The organism is Pelagerythrobacter sp. (assembly GCF_041912895.1).
GTDB lineage: Bacteria > Pseudomonadota > Alphaproteobacteria > Sphingomonadales > Sphingomonadaceae > Pelagerythrobacter.
Window position 1 is genome coordinate 528,558 of the sequence record NZ_JAYSGI010000001.1, and the last position, 22,386, is coordinate 550,943.

General features: G+C 66.8%; 20 protein-coding genes and 2 tRNA genes. 5 read left to right on the plus strand and 17 right to left on the minus strand.

All coding sequences use genetic code 11. From position 1 onward, the window contains the following. Positions 1–46: 46 nt before the first annotated feature. Positions 47–529: a pyridoxamine 5'-phosphate oxidase family protein gene (locus tag ACE3QC_RS02670; RefSeq protein WP_374405562.1), complete on the minus strand. Its 483-nt coding sequence runs from the start codon at positions 527–529 to the stop codon at positions 47–49. Between the two features lie 109 nt (positions 530–638). On the opposite strand from ACE3QC_RS02670, the gene ACE3QC_RS02675 reads away from it, so the two are divergent. The 3 genes from ACE3QC_RS02675 (at position 639) to ACE3QC_RS02685 (ending at position 4,070) form a co-directional block, all read left to right on the plus strand. Beyond that, on the plus strand, positions 639–1,883 hold the full coding sequence (locus tag ACE3QC_RS02675) for a putative DNA modification/repair radical SAM protein (protein WP_374405563.1): 1,245 nt from the start codon (positions 639–641) through the stop codon (positions 1,881–1,883). Beyond that, positions 1,880–3,316 (plus strand): UdgX family uracil-DNA binding protein, encoded by a 1,437-nt coding sequence (locus ACE3QC_RS02680; protein ID WP_374405564.1) that lies wholly within the window; start codon positions 1,880–1,882, stop codon positions 3,314–3,316. The genes ACE3QC_RS02675 and ACE3QC_RS02680 overlap by 4 nt, the downstream gene beginning before the upstream one ends. Before the next feature lie 61 nt (positions 3,317–3,377). Beyond that, positions 3,378–4,070 carry an extensin family protein gene (locus tag ACE3QC_RS02685; RefSeq protein ID WP_374405565.1) on the plus strand — a complete coding sequence of 231 codons (693 nt, stop codon included), beginning with the start codon at positions 3,378–3,380 and terminating at the stop codon, positions 4,068–4,070. 9 nt (positions 4,071–4,079) lie between these two features. Here ACE3QC_RS02685 and phoB read toward each other — a convergent pair whose 3' ends face one another. From phoB to recJ, 9 genes are all read right to left on the minus strand, one after another. After that, complete coding sequence (gene phoB / locus ACE3QC_RS02690) at positions 4,080–4,772, minus strand: phosphate regulon transcriptional regulator PhoB (protein WP_374405566.1); 693 nt, start codon at positions 4,770–4,772, stop codon at positions 4,080–4,082. 46 nt (positions 4,773–4,818) lie between these two features. Continuing rightward, a complete protein-coding gene (gene phoU / locus ACE3QC_RS02695) occupies positions 4,819–5,490 on the minus strand; it encodes a phosphate signaling complex protein PhoU (RefSeq protein ID WP_374405567.1) in 672 nt (223 codons plus the stop codon). Then, positions 5,487–6,233 carry a phosphate ABC transporter ATP-binding protein PstB gene (gene pstB, locus ACE3QC_RS02700; protein WP_374406623.1) on the minus strand — a complete coding sequence of 249 codons (747 nt, stop codon included), beginning with the start codon at positions 6,231–6,233 and terminating at the stop codon, positions 5,487–5,489. Before pstB ends, phoU begins: the two co-directional genes overlap by 4 nt. Before the next feature lie 38 nt (positions 6,234–6,271). Beyond that, positions 6,272–7,522: a phosphate ABC transporter permease PstA gene (gene pstA / locus ACE3QC_RS02705; protein ID WP_374405568.1), complete on the minus strand. Its 1,251-nt coding sequence runs from the start codon at positions 7,520–7,522 to the stop codon at positions 6,272–6,274. Then, the gene (gene pstC / locus ACE3QC_RS02710) at positions 7,515–8,900 is read right to left on the minus strand and encodes a phosphate ABC transporter permease subunit PstC (RefSeq protein ID WP_374405570.1); all 1,386 of its coding nucleotides are present in this window, start codon (positions 8,898–8,900) and stop codon (positions 7,515–7,517) included. The genes pstA and pstC overlap by 8 nt, the downstream gene beginning before the upstream one ends. 93 nt (positions 8,901–8,993) lie before the next feature. After that, the gene (locus ACE3QC_RS02715) at positions 8,994–10,190 is read right to left on the minus strand and encodes a sensor histidine kinase (protein ID WP_374405571.1); all 1,197 of its coding nucleotides are present in this window, start codon (positions 10,188–10,190) and stop codon (positions 8,994–8,996) included. A gap of 83 nt (positions 10,191–10,273) precedes the next feature. Then, positions 10,274–10,348, minus strand: a tRNA-Glu gene (locus ACE3QC_RS02720). A gap of 39 nt (positions 10,349–10,387) precedes the next feature. Continuing rightward, a tRNA-Glu gene (locus tag ACE3QC_RS02725) sits at positions 10,388–10,462 on the minus strand. Between the two features lie 79 nt (positions 10,463–10,541). Further along, entirely contained in the window at positions 10,542–12,329 is a 1,788-nt protein-coding gene (recJ, locus tag ACE3QC_RS02730; RefSeq protein WP_374405572.1) for a single-stranded-DNA-specific exonuclease RecJ, read from the minus strand. 80 nt (positions 12,330–12,409) lie between these two features. Between recJ and ACE3QC_RS02735 the strand changes: the two genes are divergently transcribed. After that, positions 12,410–12,892 (plus strand): flavodoxin family protein, encoded by a 483-nt coding sequence (locus ACE3QC_RS02735; RefSeq protein WP_374405573.1) that lies wholly within the window; start codon positions 12,410–12,412, stop codon positions 12,890–12,892. A 177-nt stretch (positions 12,893–13,069) separates the two neighbouring features. Next, the gene (locus tag ACE3QC_RS02740; RefSeq protein ID WP_374405574.1) at positions 13,070–13,756 is read left to right on the plus strand and encodes a hypothetical protein; all 687 of its coding nucleotides are present in this window, start codon (positions 13,070–13,072) and stop codon (positions 13,754–13,756) included. Positions 13,757–13,791: 35 nt separating this feature from the next. On the opposite strand, the gene ACE3QC_RS02745 is transcribed toward ACE3QC_RS02740, so the two are convergent. The 7 genes from ACE3QC_RS02745 to ilvB form a co-directional block, all read right to left on the minus strand. Continuing rightward, complete coding sequence (locus ACE3QC_RS02745) at positions 13,792–14,763, minus strand: NAD(P)H-dependent flavin oxidoreductase (RefSeq protein ID WP_374405575.1); 972 nt, start codon at positions 14,761–14,763, stop codon at positions 13,792–13,794. Positions 14,764–14,846: 83 nt separating this feature from the next. Then, on the minus strand, positions 14,847–15,887 hold the full coding sequence (locus tag ACE3QC_RS02750) for an amidohydrolase (protein ID WP_374405576.1): 1,041 nt from the start codon (positions 15,885–15,887) through the stop codon (positions 14,847–14,849). Between the two features lie 412 nt (positions 15,888–16,299). Then, positions 16,300–17,970: a 2-isopropylmalate synthase gene (gene leuA, locus ACE3QC_RS02755; protein ID WP_374406625.1), complete on the minus strand. Its 1,671-nt coding sequence runs from the start codon at positions 17,968–17,970 to the stop codon at positions 16,300–16,302. 220 nt (positions 17,971–18,190) lie between these two features. After that, positions 18,191–18,850, minus strand: coding sequence for a YceI family protein (locus tag ACE3QC_RS02760; RefSeq protein WP_374405577.1), 660 nt, complete (start codon positions 18,848–18,850; stop codon positions 18,191–18,193). A gap of 39 nt (positions 18,851–18,889) precedes the next feature. Then, entirely contained in the window at positions 18,890–19,909 is a 1,020-nt protein-coding gene (gene ilvC / locus ACE3QC_RS02765; RefSeq protein ID WP_374405578.1) for a ketol-acid reductoisomerase, read from the minus strand. Positions 19,910–20,008: 99 nt separating this feature from the next. Then, complete coding sequence (gene ilvN, locus ACE3QC_RS02770; protein ID WP_374405579.1) at positions 20,009–20,524, minus strand: acetolactate synthase small subunit; 516 nt, start codon at positions 20,522–20,524, stop codon at positions 20,009–20,011. Beyond that, the gene (ilvB, locus tag ACE3QC_RS02775) at positions 20,524–22,275 is read right to left on the minus strand and encodes a biosynthetic-type acetolactate synthase large subunit (RefSeq protein WP_374405580.1); all 1,752 of its coding nucleotides are present in this window, start codon (positions 22,273–22,275) and stop codon (positions 20,524–20,526) included. Before ilvB ends, ilvN begins: the two co-directional genes overlap by 1 nt. Positions 22,276–22,386: the final 111 nt, after the last annotated feature.

A 22,386-nucleotide genomic window follows, 5' to 3' on the forward strand; every position in this document is an offset into this window, starting at 1 on the left:
GCCGCCTCTCGCGAGGCGGCCCTTCTTGTTTCGATCGGCAGACTGGTCAGAGCGTTGTTTCGGTGTGCTGGTCCTTGGCGTCTTCGTGAACCGTTATGCCCAGCGCCATCTTGGCGGTGTCGAGCAGCCCCATCTCGCCATCCCAGATTTCGGCATGGCCGAGGTCCATGCGCAGGAACAGGATGTCGGGATCGTCCTTGCCGCCATCGTACCAGGCGGCGACGAAGTTGTTCCAGAACTGGTCGAACCGTTCCTTGCTGGTCTCGACCGAAAGGTTTCCGTGGAACCGAGCATACATGTCGTGCCCCTTCGATTCGAAGGTAGCTGACACCGGCCCGAGCGCAGCGAACTTGCTCCGCGTCTGCGTGAAGAACCAGATCGCGCTGTTCGCATCCTTGTCGAGCTGCGGGCTCATCGGCACGGCGGTGGCGCTGTCGCCGTCGAGCTGAAGAAATAGGAAGGGCGAATCGGCAAGCGCCTTCCAGAACTTCGTCTTGAGCTTGTCGGGGTCGCCTTGCTGATATTTCATCGGAACGTTCCTTTCGCTGTCCTTCCGCCAACGGCCCCGGCCAGCGTTTCGTTCCGCGGAGAAATCAGCGACTTGCCAACCGCGGCAAAAAAGAACATATACCGAACACATGGCGTCGCAAACCATCCTCGAACGGCTCGAAATCCTCGCCGACGCAGCGAAATACGATGCCTCGTGCGCGTCGTCGGGGACGGCGAAGCGCAATTCGCTCGGCGGCAAGGGGATCGGTTCGACCGAGGGCATGGGGATTTGCCATGCCTATGCGCCGGACGGGCGGTGTATCTCGCTGCTCAAGATCCTGCTGACAAACTACTGCGTGTTCGATTGCCATTACTGCATCAACCGCAAGAGCTCGAATGTCCGCCGCGCTCGGTTCACGCCGCAGGAAGTCGCCGATCTCACGCTGAACTTCTATCGCCGCAATTACATCGAGGGGCTGTTCCTGTCCTCGGGCATCGTGAAAAGCTCCAACCACACGATGGAACTGTTGGTCGAAACCGCGCGCATCCTGCGAGAGGAGCATGACTTTCGCGGATACATCCATCTCAAAACCATCCCCGAAGCCGATGCCGAACTGGTCCATCAGGCGGGGCTCTATGCCGATCGCGTATCGATCAACGTCGAATTGCCGACCGATAGCGGGCTCGCGCGTCTGGCTCCCGACAAGAGCGTGTCGCAGATCGAAGGGGCGATGGGTCGGACGAATTCCGACATTATCGAGGCGAAGGACGCGAAGAAGCGCTTCCGCCATGCGCCGCGCTTCGCGCCTGCGGGCCAGTCGACCCAGATGATCGTCGGCGCCGATGCCGCGACCGACGCCGATATCGTCGGGAAGGCGAGCCGGCTGTACACCGGGTTCAAGCTGCGGCGGGTTTATTATTCGGCGTTCAGCCCGATCCCCGACGCGAGCGCGGTCCTGCCGCTCAAGCGACCGCCCTTGATCCGCGAGCATCGGCTTTATCAATCGGACTGGCTGATGCGGTTCTACGGCTATGCTCCATCGGAGGTGAAGGAGGCGACCGGGCCCGACGGCAATCTGCCGCTCGATATCGATCCCAAGCTTGCATGGGCGCTGAAGTTTCGCGACCGGTTCCCGCTCGACGTCAACCGTGCCGCGCGCGAGGATTTGCTGCGCGTGCCGGGTCTGGGCGTGACCGCGGTCAACCGCATCGTCGCCGCGCGCCGGCACCGGACCTTGCGGCTCGACGATGTCGCCCGGCTGACGCTGTCGATCGCCAAGGTGCGGCCTTTCCTGTGCACCGCCGACTGGCGACCAACCATGCTGACCGACCGCGCCGATCTGCGGGCATTGCTGGCGCCCAGACAGGAGCAGCTCGAGCTGTTCGCGGCATGACCGCGCTTCGCCAGGTCGATGCCGACGTTCGCTATGCGGTGCGGTTGCCGGAGCCGGACGATTTCGATTTCTGGCGCGATCGCGCCCGTGCGCTGGTGCAGTGCGGCGTCGCTCCCGAGCGCATATCGTGGCTGGAGCCGCACGGCGCCGGCGAACTGTTTGCGCATGGCGACGAACCTTTGCCCGTCCCCGATGCGCGGTCGCGACCGGTGCGCGCCAGTCGCCGGTTTATCGAAGTGGCGCGCAATGCCGCGCTCCATTCCGATCCGCAGCGGTTCGCGCTACTCTATCGTCTGCTCTGGCGGTTGCAGTCGAATCCTGCGATCATGGACGACAAGGCCGATAGCGACGTCCGCCGGGTGGAGGATCTGGCCAAGGCGGTCCGCCGCGACAGCCACAAGATGCACGCCTTCGTCCGCTTTCGCCGGATCGAGGGCGATACCGCGGGCGGCGAGCGCTACGTCGCCTGGTTCGAGCCCGACCATCACATCCTGCGCGCCAACGCGAGCTTCTTCGTCCGGCGCTTCGCGGGAATGGCCTGGTCGATCCTCACGCCGCGCGGTTCGCTGCATTGGGACGGCGAGACGCTGGAGGAGGGGCCGCCCGCGCAACGGTCCGACGCGCCGGCCGGCGATCCGATGGAAGAACTGTGGCGCAGCTATTATGCATCGATTTTCAATCCCGCGCGTTTGAAGGTCGGCGCGATGCTCAAGGAGATGCCGCGCAAATACTGGAAGAACATGCCCGAAACCGCGCTCATTCCCGGCCTGGTCGCGGGCGCGCAACAGCGGGAGCGGACGATGGTGGCTGAAGGAGCGATGGAGTTCGAGGCGCGGCCCGGGTCGCTGAAGGGGGTCGACGAGGCGATCCACGCCTGCCACCGTTGCCCGATCGGCTCGCTCGACAATCGCGCGGTCATGGGGGAGGGCCCGAAAGGTGCGGCGCTGATGATCGTGGGCGAACAGCCGGGCGACCAGGAAGACGAGGCCGGAAAGCCCTTCGTCGGGCCGGCGGGTCAGTTGCTCGACCGGCATCTGGAAAAGGCCGGGATCGATCGCGGGCGGACCTACGTTACCAATGCGGTCAAGCACTTCAAGTTCGAGCCGCGTGGCAAGCGGCGGTTGCACAAGTCGCCTTCCGCGAAGGAGATCGATACCTGCCGCTGGTGGCTGGAAAGCGAGCGCGAACTGGTGCGGCCGAAGCTGATCCTCGCGATGGGCGGCAGCGCGGCGCGGGGTCTGCTCGGCAAGTCGGTAAGCATCTCGAAGGCGCGGGGCGAGCCGATCGCGCTGGAAGACGGCAGCGAACTGTGGATCACCGCGCACCCCTCCTACCTGCTGCGGCTCGACGGAGCGGCGCGCGAGGAGCAGGCGCGCCTGTTCGATGCGGACCTTGCTGCGGTGAAAGAGCGACTGTCGGAACTGGCGGCATGATCGGCGGATCGACGTTGCATTGAGCGAGCGGCAGCGGACTTTTTCGCGCGCGATCGGGCGTTTGCGAGGCGATCGCCGGGCGGTCTGGCTGCTGATCGTGGCCGGGCTACTGCTCGCCGCCCGCGGCTGGCTGGCCGACCATCCGCAGCACGATCCCTGGGCGCCGCTCGACCTGCGCGATCCGCCGGGCTGGGCGACCCGCACCAAGCTGCTTTCGCTGAAGGACGATCCCGTTGAATGCCGCGCGGTGCTCGAGCGCAGCGGGGTTGCGTTCCGGACGCTCGACCAGGCGGGCGAGGGAGCGTGCCTCCGGGCTGACCGGACGGTGCTTTCGGACCTGCCGCTATCGCCGCAGGTGCCGCCTGCGACCTGCGCGGTCGGCGTCGGCATGGAGCTGTGGATGCGCGACGTCGTGCAACCGGCGGCGCAGGCGCGCTTCGGCAGCGAAGTGGCGCGCGTCGAGCATTTCGGCGCCTACAGTTGCCGCCGCCTCTACGGGCGTTCCGAAGGCAGGTGGAGCGAGCATGCGACGGGCAATGCGATCGACATCGGCGCGTTCGTGCTGGACGACGGCCGCCGGATCGGCGTATTGCAGGATTGGGACGGTGAAGGCGAAGAGGCCGCGTTCCTGCGCGCGGTGCGCGACGGTGCGTGCGATTTCTTCGCCACCGTGCTCTCGCCCGATTACAACGCGGCGCACGCCGACCACTTCCATCTGGATCAGGCGGGGCGCTACAGCGGCGTGTGCCGCTGAGCCGGTCTGTTACCTGACGCTTTCCAGCGCATAGCCGGCCGAGCGCACGGTGCGGATCGGATCGGCCGCGCCCTCGAGCTCGATCGCCTTGCGCAGCCGGCGGATGTGGACGTCGACCGTGCGCAGTTCGATATCGCTGCCGGTGCCCCATACCCCGTCGAGCAACTGGTTACGACTGAACACGCGGCCGGGGCTTTCCATGAAGAACTTGAGCAGGCGGTATTCGGTCGGGCCCATCTGAAGGTTCTGCCCGCGGCGCGACACCTTGTGCGCCACCGGGTCGAGCTTGATGTCGCCGACCTCGACCGTTTCGCCCGCCAGCGCCGGGCGGATACGGCGCAGGACGGCGGCGACCCGCGCCAGCAGCTCGCGCGGGGAGAAAGGCTTGGTGACGTAATCGTCCGCGCCGGTTTCGAGCCCGCGGATGCGGTCGTCTTCCGCTTCGCGCGCAGTCAGCATGATGATCGGCACGTGCGCGGTCGCCTTGTCGCGGCGCAGGCGGCGGCAGACCTCGATCCCGCTGGTACCTTCGATCATCCAGTCGAGGATCACGAGATCGGGCACTTCCTCGGCCGCGAGCATCAGCGCCTCGTCGCCGTCGGCGGTGGTGCGCACCCGATAGCCTTCGTTCGAGAAGCGGTACTCGAGCAGTTCGGACAGCGCCGGATCGTCTTCGATCAGAAGGAGCGTTGCGGTGGACATGACCGTTTTAAGACACCGCGATTATTTCACTTTGACGACAACGCCGTCACAAATCTTCGTCGACCGGATAGACCCCCGTCGCCGCGAAATGGACCATTTCCGCGACGTTGGTCGCATGATCGCCGATCCGCTCGATATTGCGGGCCACGAACAGCAACTGCGCCGCGGTCGAGATCGTCGCAGGATTCTCCACCATGTGGCTGACGAGATTGCGGAAGATCGAATCGTAGAAATTGTCGACCTTCTGGTCCGCCGCGATAACCGCCCGCGCCAGCGCAGGATCGCGCGCGCCATATGCGGTGAGCACGTCATGGACCATCTCGGCCGCCAGTTCGCCCATCGCGGGCAACAGCGTCAGCGGTTCGAACTTCTTGCGGTCGGCGATCTCGCGGCTCGCGCGGGCGATCGACTTCGAATAGTCGCCGATCCGCTCGACCACGCCGGCGATCTTGAGCGCGGCGATCACTTCGCGCAGGTCGTCCGCCATCGGCGCGCGCAGGGCGATCACGCGCACCGCGAGCTTGTCGATCTCCGATTCGAGCGCGTCGATCTTCTTGTCGCCCTTGATGACCTGCTTGGCGAGCGCGTCGTCGCCCTTCACCAGCGCGTCCATCGCGTTCTGCACCGCGACTTCGGCCAGTCCGCCCATTTCGGCGATCAGGCCGCGCAGGCGGGTGATGTCCTCGTCGAACGCCTTGACTGTATGCTCGGCCATCATCCGTACCTGCCCGTGATGTAATCCTTGGTCCGCTCTTCGAGCGGATTGGTGAATATGTCAGATGTGCGACCGTATTCCACCATCTTTCCAAGGTGGAAGAAGGCGGTGCGCTGCGAAACGCGCGCGGCCTGCTGCATCGAGTGGGTGACGATCACGATCGCATAGCGGCCGTTCAACTCGTCGATCAGTTCCTCGATCTTCGCGGTCGCGATCGGGTCGAGCGCCGAGCATGGCTCGTCCATCAGGATGACCTCGGGATCGACCGCGATCGCCCGCGCGATGCACAGCCGCTGCTGCTGGCCGCCCGAAAGCGCGGTGCCGCTGTCCTCGAGCCGGTCCTTCACCTCGTTCCACAGGCCCGCGCGCTGGAGCGAGGTCTCGACGATCGCGTCGAGTTCCTGCTTGCCTTCGGCGAGGCCATGGATGCGCGGCCCGTAGGCGACGTTCTCGTAGATCGACTTGGGGAACGGATTGGGCTTCTGGAACACCATGCCCACGCGCGCGCGAAGCTGCACCACGTCCATCTTCGAGCGGTAGATGTCGTCCCCGTCGAGCAGGATTTCGCCTTCGACCCGCGCCGAGGGGATCGTGTCGTTCATCCGGTTGAGCGTGCGCAGGAAGGTCGACTTGCCGCAGCCGGAGGGGCCGATGAAGGCGGTGACGTATTTCGTCGGGATCTCGATCGAAACCTCGTCGATCGCCTTCTTGTCACCGTAGAACACGGAGACGTCGCGCGCGTTCATCTTGGCTTGGGTGTCTTCCAGGTTGGGATGGACTACAGTCACCACTTTTTCTCGAACTTGTTGCGCAGGTAGATGGCGAGGCCGTTCATCACCAGGAGGAACAGCAGGAGGACGATGATTGCGGCCGAGGTCCGTTCCACGAAACCACGGTCGATCTCGTCCGACCATAGGAAAATCTGCACCGGCAGAACAGTGGCCGGCGAGGTGAACCCGTCGGGCGGGCTGGCGACGAAGGCGCGCATGCCGATCATCAGCAGCGGCGCTGTCTCGCCCAGAGCGCGCGCCATGCCGATGATCGTGCCGGTGAGGATTCCGGGCAGGGCGAGCGGCAGGACGTGGTGGAACACGACCTGCACCGGCGAGGCGCCGATCGCCAGCGCCCCGTCACGGATAGAGGGTGGCACCGCCTTGATCGCGTTGCGGCCGGAGATCACGATCACCGGCATCGTCATCAGCGCCAGCGTCATGCCGCCGATGAGCGGGGCGGAGCGCATGCTCGGGAATATCCACAGGAACACCGCGAGCCCGAGGAGGCCGAAGATGATCGACGGCACCGCCGCGAGGTTGTTGATCGACACTTCGATCAGGTCGGTCCAGCGATTCTTGGGCGCGTATTCCTCGAGGTAGAGCGCGGCGAGCACGCCGATCGGGAAGGCGAGCGCGAGCGTGACGATCATCGTCAGGATCGAGCCCTTGAGCGCCCCCCAGATGCCAACCTGTTGCGGATCGGTGGCGTCCGCACGGGTCAGGAAGCCAAAATCGAGCGCGGTGTCGAGCTTGCCTTCGCTCACCAGCCGTCCGGCGAGCGCGCGCATCTCGGCGGTCCCTTCGCCGTCGAGCGCCGCCGCGAGGTCCGAGCTGGCCGGGAGGTCGAAGCGCGCGGAAGTTTGCAGCAGCGCGGGATCGGCGATCACCGCCGCGCTCACGTCGCGCCACGCACCGTTGTCGAGCTGGGCCGCGCCATCCTCGCCGAGATCACGTTCGGCGAAGAACTGCACGACCGAGGGCAGACCTTGGGCTTCGAGGCTCTGCATTCCGCCGGGCTGCGACAGGACCGCGGGATCGCCGACGAGGCCGGCTTCGGTGAAGTCGACCGAAACCGCCAGCTCGGCGCGCTGGAAACCGCCGATGCCGTTGAGCGTCATCGTCACCAGCAGGAAGGCCAGCACGACGACCGAGAACAGGATCGCGCCGATCCCGGCGAGCTTGAAGCGCCGCTCCGCGGCGTAGCGCCGCTTCAGGCGCGCTTCGAATGCCTTCGTGCGCGTTGGGGGCGTGTGCTCACTCATAGGCTTCGCGGAACCGCTTGACGACGCGCAGGGCGATGAAATTGAGCCCCAGCGTTACGAGGAACAGGACGAAGCCGAGCGCGAAGGCGCTCAGCGTCGCGGGATGGTCAAAGCTGCCTTCGCCCGTCAGCATGGCGACGATTTGCACCGTCACCGTGGTCATCGCGTCGAGCGGGTTGGCGCTGAGGTTGGCCGCGGTCGACGCGGCCATAACTACGATCATCGTCTCGCCGATCGCACGGCTGACCGCGAGCATGACGCCCGCGACGATCCCGGGCAGCGCGGCGGGGACGAGCACGCGACGGATCGTCTCAGACGTCGTCGCGCCCATCGCCAGGCTGCCGTCGCGCATCGCCTGCGGAACGGCAGCGATCGAATCGTCGGCCATCGAGGACACGAACGGGATGATCATCACGCCCATCACGATGCCCGCGGCGAGCGCGCTTTCGCTGGAGGGGTTGGACATGCCCGCCGCCAAGGCGAGGTCGCGGATCGCGGGCGCCACCGTCAGCGCGGCGAAATAGCCGTAGACCACGGTCGGCACGCCCGCGAGGATTTCCAGCGCGGGCTTGACCCACGCGCGCACGCGCGGAGCGGCATATTGCGTCAGGTAGATCGCGCTCATCAGGCCGAGCGGAATGGCCACGATCATCGCGATGATCGCGCCGATGAAAATCGTCCCCCAGAACAGCGGGATCGCGCCGTAGCGGCTTGGATCGGGATTGTCGGCGCTGGCCATCGGGTCCGGGCCCCAGTGGGTGCCGAACAGGAAGTCGATCGGGTTGACCATGCCGAAGAACCGGACAGTCTCGAACACCAGGCTGGCGAAGATGCCGAGCGTGGTCAGGATCGCGACCAGCGAAGCGAGCAACAGCACGATCATCACCGTGCGTTCGACTTTGGTCCGCGCGGCGAAATCGGGCTTGAGCCGCAGGAACGACCACGCTCCGCCGATGAAGCCGAGCAGCAATGCGACGACGATGCCGATCGTCTGATAGCGGCCGATCGCCTCGCGATAGGGTTCAATCAGCGCGCTCGCGTCCTGGTTGAACACCGCCGGAGCGGCGCCGATCGCGACGGCACGCGCTTCGGCCAGCAGCGATTCGCGCCGGAAGCCGAACGGCGGCAAGTCCGCAGCGCCGGGCGAGGCGAGCACGTGCTGGCTGACCAGATGCGGCGCCACGCCCCCCCAGATCACGATGAAGATCACCATCGGCACCACGATCCACAGCGCGACGTACCAGGCGTGATAAGTGGGGAGGGCGGCGAGCTGGCCGGCCCCGCTCTCCCGGCGGAAGGACCATGCGCGCGCGCGGGCGGCGAGCCATCCGGCAAGTCCGAGCCCCAGCGCCAGAAGGAAGAGTATCGTCAGCGACACGCGAGTACGATCCTCAGATCGATGGAAATTCGAAGGGCGAGCCGGCGGAGCTGCTGCCCGCCAACGGCGCAATGTTGAAGTTTTGTGACAGTTTCATGACGTCTCGTCGGAGTCCTCCGGAGCGAGGGGAATACGCACCGCGATCGTCGTGCCGTGGCCGAGCTTGCTGGAGATGTCGAGCCGCCCGCGATGGCGCTCCACGATATGCTTGACGATCGCCAGCCCGAGGCCGGTCCCGCCCGACGCGCGGCTGCGGCCCGGATCGGTGCGGTAGAACCTGCGAGTGAGATGGGGCAGGTGCTCGGGCGCGATCCCTTCGCCGCGATCCACGACGGTGAGTTCGGCTTCGCCACCGGGCAGTTGTTTCAGCGAGACGTCCACCTTCTCTGCCGGGTCGCCGTACTTGAGCGCGTTGTCGACCAGATTGCGGACGAGCTGTTCGAGCTGGCGCGCATCGCCCTGCACCGCGATTCCGCGCTCGCTCCGAAGTTCTATCCGCCCCTGGCGGTCCGGGCCGGCGGCGTCGCGTGTGGCGCTTTCCACGAGTTCCCCCAGCGCGACCGAATCCTGCGGCAGATCGTGCTTTTCCGCTTCTACGCGCGACAGCGACATGAGGTCGTTGACGAGGTTCTGCAGCCGCCGCGCCTCGTTCAGCACGGTATCGAGGAATTTCGCGCGCGTATCGGCAGGTGCCTTGCCTTCGTCCTCGCGCAGCGTTTCCACGTAGCCGATGATCGACGACAGCGGCGTGCGAAGCTCGTGGCTGGCGTTGGCGACGAAATCGGTATGCGCGCGGCTGATATCGGCCTCGGCGGTCTGGTTGAGCAGTTCGATTACGCCAAGATCGTCGGTCAGGCGCTGGTAGTTGACGATCCATATGTCGCGCCGGCGGACGAGCCCCTGCACGGTCGCCTGCCCGCTGTTGCCGCGCTCCAGCAGGGCGACCGCTTCGGGATGGCGGAAGGCCACGCGCAGATCCTGGCCGAGGACATGCGCGCCCAGCAAGTTGCGGGCGGACTTGTTCGCCAGCGAGATACGGCGGCTTTCCATGACCAGCAGCGGCGTGCCGGCATGCTCGATCAGGTCCCCCATCCGATCGCGGTTGAAGCGAACGTTCGTGGCCGGTTCGACCGCCGGCGGCGGCGCGGCGGTCGCCAGCCACAACGATCCTGCCCAGACCAGCAGCACCGACACCGCGAGCCAAAGCTGCGCCCCGGCGACGGCCATGGCCACCGCGGTGAGGACCGCGAGCGCCAGCGCGGCGACGGGGTAGGTGCGATCCGACTCCATAGCCGCGCGGCCTTAGCCATACCCCGGCGTGCCCGCCAGTCGCGATTTCGCCGGGGCGCCCGATGGATGCAGGTGTCGGAAGGTGGTGACCCCTACGGGAATCGAACCCGTGTTTCAGCCGTGAGAGGGCCGCGTCCTAACCGCTAGACGAAGGGGCCATGCCATTTGGCTGGCGCGCCACGGGCCTTGCTTGCCGGTGGTGACCCCTACGGGAATCGAACCCGTGTTTCAGCCGTGAAAGGGCCGCGTCCTAACCGCTAGACGAAGGGGCCGAACCGTGCTGCTGCCGGTGGCGTGGCGGCGCACTTACGGGCGCGGCGCGGCGCGGTCAACCCCGCGATGCAACGCGCGTCAATCGGCCCACGCGGCGTCCTCAATATGCAGCTCCGCTTGCGGGCGGGCGCCCCAGTCGTCGATCTTCGCGCGGCCCGCCAGCCACAGCTTGCGCCCCTTCGCGCCGTGGAGCAGCGACTGGCCGAGTTCGCTTTCCGCCATGCGGAAGCCGATCGCCTTGAACGACTTACCGTCGTCCCCGCTCGCGATCACCCGCACGTGATCGGTGCCGACGAGATCGGCCTTCACCAGCCGCACCGGCCCGACCGCCAGCTTCGGGCCGGGCCAGCCGACCCCGAACGGCCCGGCGCGATCGAGCGTTTCGACGAGTTCGGGCGTCAATCCGCCCGGCGCGAGCGAGAGGTCGAGCGGCAGCACCTGCTCCGCGCTCGCACGCTGCACCGCGCCCGCCAGCCGCGTATCGAGCCAGTCGGCCAGCGCATCGAGCTTTTCCGCGTCGATCGTCAGCCCGGCCGCCATCGCGTGGCCACCGCCTGCCACGAGCAGGTCCGATTCGCGTGCCGCGATGATCGCCGCGCCGAGATCCACGCCCGAGATCGAGCGGCCCGAGCCCTTGCCCTGGCCACTTTCGCCGTCGAGCGCGATCACGATCGCGGGCTTGCCGGTCTTTTCCTTGATGCGCCCGGCGACGATGCCGATCACGCCCGGATGCCAGCCGGTGCCCGAGAGCACGAGGACCGAGCGGTTGTGCTGGCGCGCGAGCTGCGCCTCGGCGGCTTCCTGTACCTCGGCCTCGATCGCGCGGCGCTCGTCGTTGAGCGCGGAAAGCTGGGCGGAGATCGCCTGCGCCTCGTCCATGTCCTCGGTGGTCAGCAGCCGGACACCCAGGGTCGATTCGCCGACGCGCCCGCCCGCGTTGATCCGCGGGCCGAGCGCGAAGCCGAGATCGCTGCACGCCGGTGCGCGCGTCAGCCGGCTCGCGTCGATCAACGCCGACATGCCGACGTTCTGCCGCCGCGCCATCACCTTCAGGCCTTGCGCCACGAACGCGCGGTTGAGCCCGTGAAGCGCGGCGACGTCCGCCACGGTGCCGAGCGCGACGAGATCGAGCAGGCCGCGCAGGTCGGGCTCCGGGCGGCTCTCGAAATACCCGCGCAGGCGCAAGGTGCGCACCACCGCAATCCCCAGCAGGAACGCGACGCCGACCGCCGCCAAGTGCCCGTGCCGCGCACCGAGATCGCTTTCGTCGAGCCGGTTGGGATTGACCAGCGCGGCGGCCTGCGGAAGCTCGGCCGCGCACTTGTGATGGTCGACCACGATCACGTCCACGCCCGCCGCGTGCGCCATCGCCAGCGCCTCGTACGCCATCGCGCCGCAATCGACGGTGACGATCAGGCTCGACCCCTGTTCCGCCAATGCAACCAGCGCTTCGCCGCTCGGGCCGTAGCCTTCGAGTAGACGGTCGGGGATGTAGTGCCCGGCATCGTGGCCGAGCATCCGCAACAAGCGGATCATCAGCGCGGAGCTGGTTGCCCCGTCCACGTCGTAGTCGCCGTAGATCGTGATCGTCTCGCCGCCAAGCACGGCCTGCGCGATCCGTTCGGCCGCCGCGTCCATGTCGCGGAATGCGGAGGGGTCGGGCAGGAATTCACGCAACGTGGGGGTGCGATGGCGGTCAAGCTCTTCGCGCGCGACGCCGCGCGAGAGCAGCAGTTGCGCGACGATGTCGTCGCTCAGCGAAGCCGCGCCGCCGCCGAGCGCCATGTTGCCGCCGCGCCAGCGCCATGCCTTGCCCGATAGAGAACGTTCGATGCCAAATACGTGGGGGATGGAATGGGACGCCATCAGCGCGATCTACCCGACCCTGCGGCGCGGCGCAAAGAGCGTGGTTTGACAATCGACAGCCGAGCGCGTTGGTGGCGGCGATGGCCGAACCGCTCCTGATCGCATGGCACAGCCGCACCGGCGCGAGCCGCGCGATGGCGCAGGCCGCCGCGGAGGGAGCGGGGCAGGCGGCGCGGTTGATGCGGGCACACGAAGTCGAACCGGCGGACATTCTCGGCGTGTCGGCGTTCCTGTTCGTTTGCCCGGAAAATCTCGCGAGCATGAGCGGCGAGATGAAGGAGATGTTCGACCGCTGCTACTACCCGGTGCTCGGCAAGGTGGCGGGGCGCGTCTACGCCACGCTGATCGCGGCCGGTTCGGATGGGGAGGGCGCACAGCGGCAGATCGACCGGATCGCGACCGGATGGCGCCTGCGCCGGGTGGCCGATCCGGTTATATTCGGTTTCGACGCACAGACCCCGGAAGCGATCCTGACCGACAAGCAAGTGTCCGGCGAACGGCTCGCCCAATGCCGCGAGCTCGGTGCGGCGCTGGTCGAAGGGCTGGCGCTGGGAATGTTCTGAAATCGGCTCGGAATCGGAGGCATTCCGCGCGTCGCCTCTCGACGTAGAAGGCCTTTCGCGCCAGGGAAACCCCGTCGCTGCAGGGGGATGCTTCCGATCGTCGAGCCGAACGCCACCATCGGAGGAGGTCAGTCCCCCGATCTTCTGTTGCTGTTTCGCGCGGCGGAGCGGCCCGACATGCAAACGATACGCCGCGCGATCGGCGCTGCTGACAGCCTGACGGTCACGCACGGCGCGGGCGCGGCTGCGGACGGCGAACCGGCGTGGCTGGAACTGCTCACACACGGAATGACCTTCGACCTGAGCGGGATCGCACCCGGCCCGGGCCATGCCGCGCCCGATGTCCGCAACCGCTATCAGGTGCCGTCCGGTTTTTCCGACGCGGTCGCCGAAGCGCTGGCGCTCGCGCCGGGACCGCACCTCGCCGGTGGACGGACGCGCATGGCGGTGGTGCGAATGCAAGCGGCGCTGGCCGCGCATTTCGTGCGGGAACTGCCGACCGTCGCCGCGATCGCCTGGGTTCCGGCGCGCACGGCGATCGGGCGGGATTTCTACCTCTCCGCGATCGATGCGTGGCAGGCCGACGGCCCGTTTCCCGCACTTGGCCTGACCGCGTTCCGCCGGACTCTCGGGACCGCCGTGCAGTCCGAGGGGCTCGCGTTCTTCACCGGGCAGGAGCTGCATTTCGACCCGTCGTTGTTTCCCGACCCGGCCGCCGCGACGCGGCTCGGGGTGCGGCTCGTCAACGAACTCGTCGGCCGCGCTCCGCTCGTCGAACCGGTCGAACTGGCCGGTCCCGATGGCGAGCCGATCGTGCTCGAACCATCGCGCAACGGGCGCTACCTGCGGGTCGGGCATGGCTGAGCCGACGGTCGGCGCCGTCCGCTGAGGCAGCCGATTCAGCCGATGAACTTGCCGTCCAGCTCTGCCTTCGCGGCCTGATACTCGCGGACCAGCCGATCGACCCGGTCGGCCACGCTGTCGACTGCGTCGACCATGCCGACGCCCTGGCCCGAGCCCCAGATGTCCTTCCACGCCTTGGCCTTGGAATTGCCGCCCGAGCCGAAGTTCATCTTGCTCGGATCGCTGGTCGGCAGGTCGTCGGGGTCGAGCCCGGCGGCCTCGATCGAGCCGCGCAGGTAGTTGCCGTGAACCCCGGTAAAGAGGTTGGTGTAGACGATGTCCGCCGCGCGGCTGTCGACGATGCTCTGCTTGTAGCGCTCGTCCGCGTTCGCCTCTTTCGTGGCGATCCACGGCGAGCCGATATAGGCGAAATCGGCCCCCATCGCCTGCGCGGCAAGCACCGAACGGCCGTGCGCGATCGAGCCCGACAGCGCCACCAGCCCGTCGAACCACTGGCGGATTTCCTGCATCAGCGCGAAGGGCGATTGCACGCCCGCGTGCCCGCCAGCCCCGGCGGCGACGGGGATCAGCCCGTCCGCGCCCTTCTCGATCGCCTTGTGCGCGAAGAAATCGTTGATGACGTCGTGCAGCGTGATCCCGCCCCAGCCGCGCACCGCGGCGAAGATCTCCTCGCGCGCGCCGAGCGAAGTGATGACCAGCGGCACCTGCCACTTGGCGCACACCGCCATGTCCTCTTCCAGCCGGTCGTTCGACTTGTGGACGATCTGGTTCACCGCATAGGGCGCGGCGGGCCGGTCGGGATGCGCGCGGTTGTGCGCCGCCAGTTCCTCGGTGATCCGGTGCAGCCATTCGTCGAGCACGCCCGAAGGCCGCGCGTTCAGCGCCGGGAACGAGCCGACGATGCCCGCCTTGCACTGCGCGATCACCAGCTCCGGGCCGGACACGATGAACATCGGCGATCCGATCACCGGCAGGCGCATTCGGTCGAAGGGGGCGGGCAGGGGCATCCGGGTCTCCGTTGTCGTTCGCAACCTGTGCTGGCGGGCTATCCGCCGCGTACGAACTTGTCGAGCATGACGTTACGTAAGCGTCAAGCCAGCAGGTGTTCGATGCGATAGGTGCGCGCCGCCGTGCCTGCGAACAACGCGCGCTTCTCGTCCGCCGTTGCACCGGAGGCGAGGCGCTTGAACGCGTTCCACAGCACCGGATAGCTCGCGCCCCAGCGGTCGACCGGGTAGTTGCTTTCAAACATCGCGCGATCTGCGCCGAACGTCTCGATGCAGGTTTCGATATACGGCTGCCACAGCGCGGCCAGTTCCTCCGACCCGCAGCCTTTCGCGGGGCCGCCTTCCGGCATGCCGCAGAACGCCATCGCCAGCCCGCCAAGCTTGACGGCGACGTTCGGGCATTCGGCGAGGGCGCGGATGCTCGAACGCCAGCGACCGAAGTGTTCGTCCAGTTTGCCGCGATAGCTCGCGATGCCGAGCGGGGTGCCGCAATGATCGAGCACGATCGGCTGAGCGGGAAACGCGCGCGCGAGATCGAGCACGTCGCCGAGTTGCGGCTCGAGCACCCAGGCGTCGAACGTCAGCCCACGCTTGCCGAGTTCGGCGAAGCCTGCGCGAAAGGCCGCATCGCGATAGAGGCCCTCGGGCGCGTGGAACGGCGGGCCAAGCACGTCGGGGTCGGCATCCCACGCCCCGGCGTGGCGGATGCCGACGAAGCGCGGGGAGGCCGCTTGCAGCGCGTCGAGCACCTCGCCCGCCGCCGCGCCGCGCGTCAGGTCGGCGTGGCCGACGATCGCCGCGCACGGGCGATAACTGCCGTAGAGGCCGCTGGCGCCCTGCGCCGCGACGCCGTTCACGAACTCGACCTCGCCGACCGGCTTCAGTGCGTCGGCGCGCCCCGCATCGTAGAACGCGCCGCATTCCATGAACACGGTGCCGATCACGTTGTGGCCGCTGTGGGTGTCGGCGTGGAGTTGGTCGAACGTGTAGTACGCCGCGCCCGCGATGGTATCGAGGAAGGGGTGCCGGGGTTCGGGGAACGCGGGGAGCAGCGGGCGCAGATCCCACAGATGGTGGTGCGGGTCGATGATCGGCAGATCGGGCTCGAGAATCGATTCGCTCATCGTGTTCCTCCACCGATGATACATTGAGACATGGACCACATGTTACACAGTCCTGGAGCAAAAAAGTTCGGCGTTTCCGGCGGCCGTTTCGCGTGGCTCGAAAGGGGCAGGGCTGTGCTCATCCGGCGAGGCTAGCGCGGATTTGCCGGGGTAGGAAAGAGTGGCTTCGTGGTGAAAGATAAGGGGGTCACGCCGAGACCGCGGAGAAGCGGAGATCGCGGAGGTATTTGTTTCACACGAAGACACGAAGGCACGAAGATGCCGCACGTCTCCGCCCCGCAGGCGCATCAGTTTCCAGCGTGGCGCCAGAAAGTATGGAGGCGGCTTCGCCGCGAGAAAAATATCTTCGTGTCTTCGTGCCTTCGTGTGAACCAACCTTCTTTCTTCTCTGCGGTCCCCGCGTGAACCAAAATCACACCGCTGCGGAATTCGCCGCACTCAGCACCGCGCGTACGCTCGCCGTCGCGACGTCCTCGTCGATGCCGCAGCCCCATACGCGTTCGCCCGAGGGGAGGGCGCATTCGAGGTAGGCGGCGGCGCGCGCGTCGGAGCCGGTGGAGAGCGCGTGTTCGGTGTAGTCGCACACCTCGAGTTCCAGCCCGAAGCTGTCCCGCAGCGTCGCGACGACCGAGGAGATCAGCCCGTTGCCGCGCCCCGACACGCTGCGCGCCTTGCCCCCGACCTCGATCGTGCCTGCGAACACGCGGGTGCCATCCGCCGCGCGGTTTTCCTCGTAATCGACGAGCTGGAAGTGCTTGGGGCGGACCTGCACGTGGTAGGTGCGCTTGAACACGTCCCAGATATCGGCGCCATTGAGTTCGCGGCCGAGCTCGTCGGCCATCCGCTGGACGTGGCGGGAAAAGTCGGCCTGCATCCGCTTGGGCAGCTTGAGGCCCTGATCCTGCTCCAGCACCCAGGCGAAGCCGCCCTTGCCCGACTGACTGTTGACCCGGATCACCGCCTCGTAACTGCGGCCGAGGTCCGCCGGGTCGATCGGCAGGTAGGGCACGCGCCAACGCTCGTCGTTCTGTGTCGCGTGCGCCTCGAATCCCTTCTTGATCGCATCCTGATGGCTGCCGGAAAAGGCGGTGAACACCAGCTCGCCGCCGTAGGGATGGCGCTGGTGGACGGGCAGTTCATTGCAGTATTCGACCGTCTCGATCACTCGGTCGATGTCCGAGAAATCGAGGCCGGGGTCGACGCCTTGGGTGTACATGTTGAGCGCCACCGTCACGAGGCAGCAATTGCCGGTGCGCTCGCCGTTGCCGAACAAGCAGCCTTCGACCCGGTCGGCGCCCGCCATCAAGCCGAGTTCCGCCGCCGCGACGCCGGTGCCGCGATCGTTGTGCGTGTGGAGGCTGATGACCGCACTCTCGCGGTTCGGCAGGTTCCGGCAGAAATACTCGATCTGGTCGGCGTAAATGTTGGGGGTCGCCGCCTCGACCGTGGCGGGGAGGTTGAGGATGATCGGCCGTTCGGGCGTAGGGGCGAGCACCTCCATCACCGCGGCGCAAACCTCGATGCTGAAATCGAGCTCGGCGGTGGAGAACGTCTCGGGCGAATACTGGAAATGCCAGTCGGTGCCGGGGTGGGCCGCCGCCTCGTCGCGCAGGACTTTCGCTCCCGCCACGGCGATCTCGCGCACCTCGCTCCGGCTCATGCGGAACACGATGTCGCGCCATGCGGGGCTGACCGCGTTGTAGAGATGGACGATGGCCGCGCGCGCGCCCTCGAGGCTGGCGAAGCTGGTGCGGATCAGATCCTCTCGGCTCTGGGTCAGTACCTGCACGGTGGTGTCGTGGGGAATGCGGCCCGAGCGCACGAGGCCCTGAATGAAATCGAACTCGGTCGCCCCCGCGCTGGGGAAGCCGACCTCGATCTCCTTCACCCCGATTTCCACCAACAGGTCGAAGAAGCGGTTCTTCTTCACCGCATCCATCGGGTCGACGATGGCCTGGTTGCCGTCGCGCAGGTCGGTGCTGAGCCAGCGGGGCGGGGCGGTGATCGTGCGCGCGGGCCACTGGCGGTCGGGCAGCGGCACTTGCGGGAAGGGGGCGTATTTGCGTGCGGGGTCGCGCAGCATCGTACGGGGCGTGGTGCGGGGGCTGGTCATGGCGGCGGTACTCGTAACGGATGAAGCGGCTTCGTGGCGGTCGGTCCCCTCGGGCGCGTTGCGCACCCGGCCGGCACGCGTCAGCTCACGCCCAAGGGCGGGTAAGTCGAAGCAGAATTAGTCCGTTGCGTCGCATGGGTGTCGCCATGATCCAAAGTTGCGCGAAAGGCAAGCGTGAGGAGTGGTTTGGTTACTCCGCCGCTGCTTTCTCGAACGCGGCGGTGAATTCCAGCTCGACGTCGTCCGACACGACCGGAAGCGCGAAGGCGATGCCGTAGTCCGAACGCTTGATCGTGGTCGTGCCCTCGAAGCCGACCGTCTCGGCCTTGCTCATCGGGTTGGCACCCGCGCCGGTGAAGCGCGTAGCGAGGACGACTTCCCTGGTCACGCCGTTGAGCGTGAGATCGCCGGTGATGTCCGCCGTCATCCCGCCGGGGCTGACTGCGACCGATTTCGAGACGAAGCGTGCGGGCTGCGGCTCCGGCCCGAAGAAATCGGGCGCGCCGCCGTCTGTCCCTGCGCGCAACAGGTGATCGCGCAGGCCGTCGCTCGCGACGGTGACGCTGGCGATCGGGATCGTCACGTCCACCGAAGCCTGACCCAGCTGCGCGGGATCGATCGTCAGCGTGCCCGACACGTCGCCGAACAAGCCGAAGTAGTCGTTGAAGCCGAAGTGATTGACGCGCCACTGCACGAGGCTGTGGGCGGAATCGGCCTGATAGGTGCCGCGGGTGATCCGCGCCGGATCGACCGCGCCGGGCAGTGCCGGGCCCTCCTGCGCTTCCAGCGCGGCGAAGGCCGACAGGCCGAGCGTTACGGCGCCGAGCGCGGCGATCAGGGTCGTTTTCATGGACATCGGCTCCGAATGATTGCGGGGCGCAAGGTGGCGTCAGTTCTTTTCCTTGTCGACCAACTTATTCTTTCCGATCCACGGCATCATCGCGCGCAGCTTCGCGCCGGTCTGTTCGATCGGATGCGCTTCCGCGGCCTTGCGCGCGGCCTTCAATTCGGGCTGGCCGGCGCGGTTGTCGAGCACGAAGTTCTTCACGAAGCGGCCCTGCTGGATGTCCGCCAGCACGCGCTTCATTTCGGCCTTCGTCTCGTCGGTGATGATCCGCGGGCCGGTGGTGATGTCGCCGTATTCGGCGGTGTTGCTGATCGAATAGCGCATGTTGGCGATGCCGCCTTCGTAGAGCAGATCGACGATCAGCTTGGTTTCGTGGAGGCACTCGAAATAGGCCATTTCGGGCGCGTAGCCCGCCTCGACCAGCGTCTCGAACCCGGCCTGGATCAGGTGGGTGATGCCGCCGCACAGCACCGCCTGTTCGCCGAACAGGTCGGTCTCGCACTCTTCCTTGAAGTTCGTTTCGATCACGCCGCTGCGCCCGCCGCCGACGCCGCTGGCATAGGCGAGCGCCACGTCATGCGCGTTGCCCGTGGCGTCGTGATGGACGGCGATCAGGCACGGCACGCCGCCGCCGCGCTGGTATTCGCTGCGCACGGTGTGGCCGGGGCCCTTGGGCGCGATCATGATGACGTCGATGTCGGCGGGCGGCTCGATCAGGCCGAAATGGATGTTGAGCCCGTGGGCGAAGGCGATCGCGCTGCCGGGCTTCATGTTGCCCTTGAGGTCGTTTTCCCAGATCGCGGCCTGATGCTCGTCGGGCGCGAGGATCATCAGCACGTCGGCCCACTTCGCCGCCTCGGTGTTGGTCATCACGGTGAAGCCCGCGTCTTGCGCCTTCTTCGCCGTGGCCGAGCCTTCGCGCAGCGCGATCGCCACGTCCTTCACCCCGCTGTCGCGCAGGTTCTGCGCGTGGGCGTGGCCCTGGCTGCCGTAACCGACGATGGCGATTTTCTTGCCGGTGATGAGGTTCAGGTCGGCATCGGCGTCGTAATAGACTTTCATTTCTTTCCTCACGTCATCCCAGCGAAAGCTGGGATCTGGTGCAGCAAGCGTGCACCTGGTTGCAAGCGATCCCAGCTTTCGCTGGGATGACGAATTGTTTCAGGCCCCTTGCGCCCCGCGCATCATCCCGACGATGCCGGTGCGGCCGACCTCGACCAGCCCCAGCTCGCGCATCAGGGCGATGAAGCTGTCGACTTTCTCCGGTGGGCCGGTGATCTCGAAGATGAAGCTTTCGGTGGTGGTGTCGACCGGGCGCGCGCGGAAGATGTCGGCCAGCCGCAGCGCCTCCACCCGCTTGTCGCCCGTGCCCGCGACCTTGACCAGCGCCAGCTCGCGCTCGACGTGCGGGCCTTCCTCGGTCAGGTCGACGACCTTGTGCACCGGAACCAGCCGGTCGAGCTGGGCGTGGATCTGGTCGATCACCGCGGGCGGTCCGTTGGTGACGATGGTGATCCGGCTGACCGCGTGATCCTCGGTGATGTCGGCCACCGTCAGGCTGTCGATATTGTAGCCGCGCGCGGTGAACAGCCCGGCGATCTTGGCGAGGATGCCGCTCTCGTTGTCGACGGTGATCGCGAGCACGTGGCGCTGCGCTTCCTGCTGGGCGATCTGCATCAGACGAGCGCCTTCGCCTTGTCGTCCATCGTGCCGCTGACCTTGTCGCCGTAGAGCAGCATCTCGGTGTGTGCCGCGCCGCTGGGGATCATCGGGAAGCAGTTCGCCTCCTTCGACACCCGGCAATCGACCATCACCGGCCCGTCGTGCGCCAGCATCGCTTCGATCCCCGCGTCGAGCCCGGCCTCGTCCTCGATGCGGATGCCCTTCCAGCCATAGGCTTCGGCGAGCTTCACGAAATCGGGCAGGCTGTCCGAATACGAGTTCGAATAGCGGCTTTCATAGGTGAGTTCCTGCCACTGGCGAACCATGCCCATGTACTCGTTGTTGAGGATGAATACCTTCACCGGCAGGCGATACTGGCTGGCGGTGGCGAGTTCCTGGATGTTCATCTGGATCGAAGCCTCGCCCGCGATGTCGATCACCAGCGCGCCAGGATTGCCGAGCTGCGCGCCGATCGCGGCGGGCAGGCCGTAGCCCATCGTGCCGAGGCCGCCGCTGGTGAGCCAGCGGTTGGGGGCGGCAAAGCCGAAATACTGCGCGGCCCACATCTGGTGCTGGCCGACTTCGGTGCTGACGATCGGATCGTGGCCGCGGGTGAGGGCGAACAGCCGCTCGACTGCTTTCTGCGGCATTATCTCGCTGTTGCGCGGCGGGTAGGCGAGGCATTCGACCGCGCGCCAGCCGGCGATGCGCGCCTTCCACTCGCCCAGATCGCGCGCGCGCCGGGTGCCCCAGCCTTCGACGAGCTGATCGAGCACATCGCCGCAGTCGCCCACGATGGCGAGATCGACCGGCACCGTCTTGTTGATCGAACTCCGGTCGATATCGATGTGTATCTTCTTGGAATCAGGCGAGAACGCATCGAGCCGCCCGGTCACGCGATCGTCGAACCGGGCACCGATGCAGACCATCAGGTCGCAGCGGTTCATCGCCATGTTCGCTTCGTAGGTGCCGTGCATCCCGAGCATGCCGAGCCAGTCGGGATGGTCGCAGGGAAACGCGCCGAGGCCCATCAGCGTGCTGGTGACCGGCGCGCCGGTAAGATCCTGCAGACGGCGCAGCAGTTCGCTCGCGCGCGGCCCCGCGTTGATGACCCCGCCGCCGGTGTAGAGCACCGGGCATTCGGCTTGTGCCATCATCTCGACCGCCCGCGTGATCGCCTCGTCCTCCCCGCGGGTCTGCGGGGCGTAGCGGGCCGAGGCGAGCGGAGCGTCGTCCTGATCGCTCCACGATGCGAGCGCGATCTGCACGTCCTTGGGAATGTCGACCACGACCGGGCCGGGGCGGCCGGTGGTGGCGATGCGGAACGCCTCCTCGATCGTCGCGCGCAGCTGCGTCGGGTCCTTCACGAGGTAGTTGTGCTTGGTGCAGTGGCGCGTGATGCCGACGGTGTCGGCCTCCTGAAACGCGTCGGTCCCGATCAGCGAGGTCGGCACCTGCCCGGTGATGACGACGAGCGGGATCGAATCCATGAAGGCGTCGGCGATGCCGGTCACGGCATTGGTCGCCCCGGGGCCGGAAGTGACGAGCACCACGCCGGGCTTGCCGGTCGAGCGGGCGTAGCCTTCGGCCGCGTGCGCCGCGCCCGCTTCGTGCCGCACGAGGATATGGCGCAGGCGTTGATCCGCGAACAGCTGGTCGTAGATCGGCAGCACCGCGCCGCCGGGATAGCCGAATACGAATTCGACGCCCTGCCGCACCAGACATTCGATCAGGATGGACGCGCCGCTGCGCTCCTCCGCCGCCATTGTTCGACCCTTTCCTTCCAAACGAAAACCGTATCGCCGAAAAAAGAGCGACCCGGCGCGGGGGGTTATCGCGCCGGGCCAAAGCTTTTAAAACGACCTGGCCTCGCTATG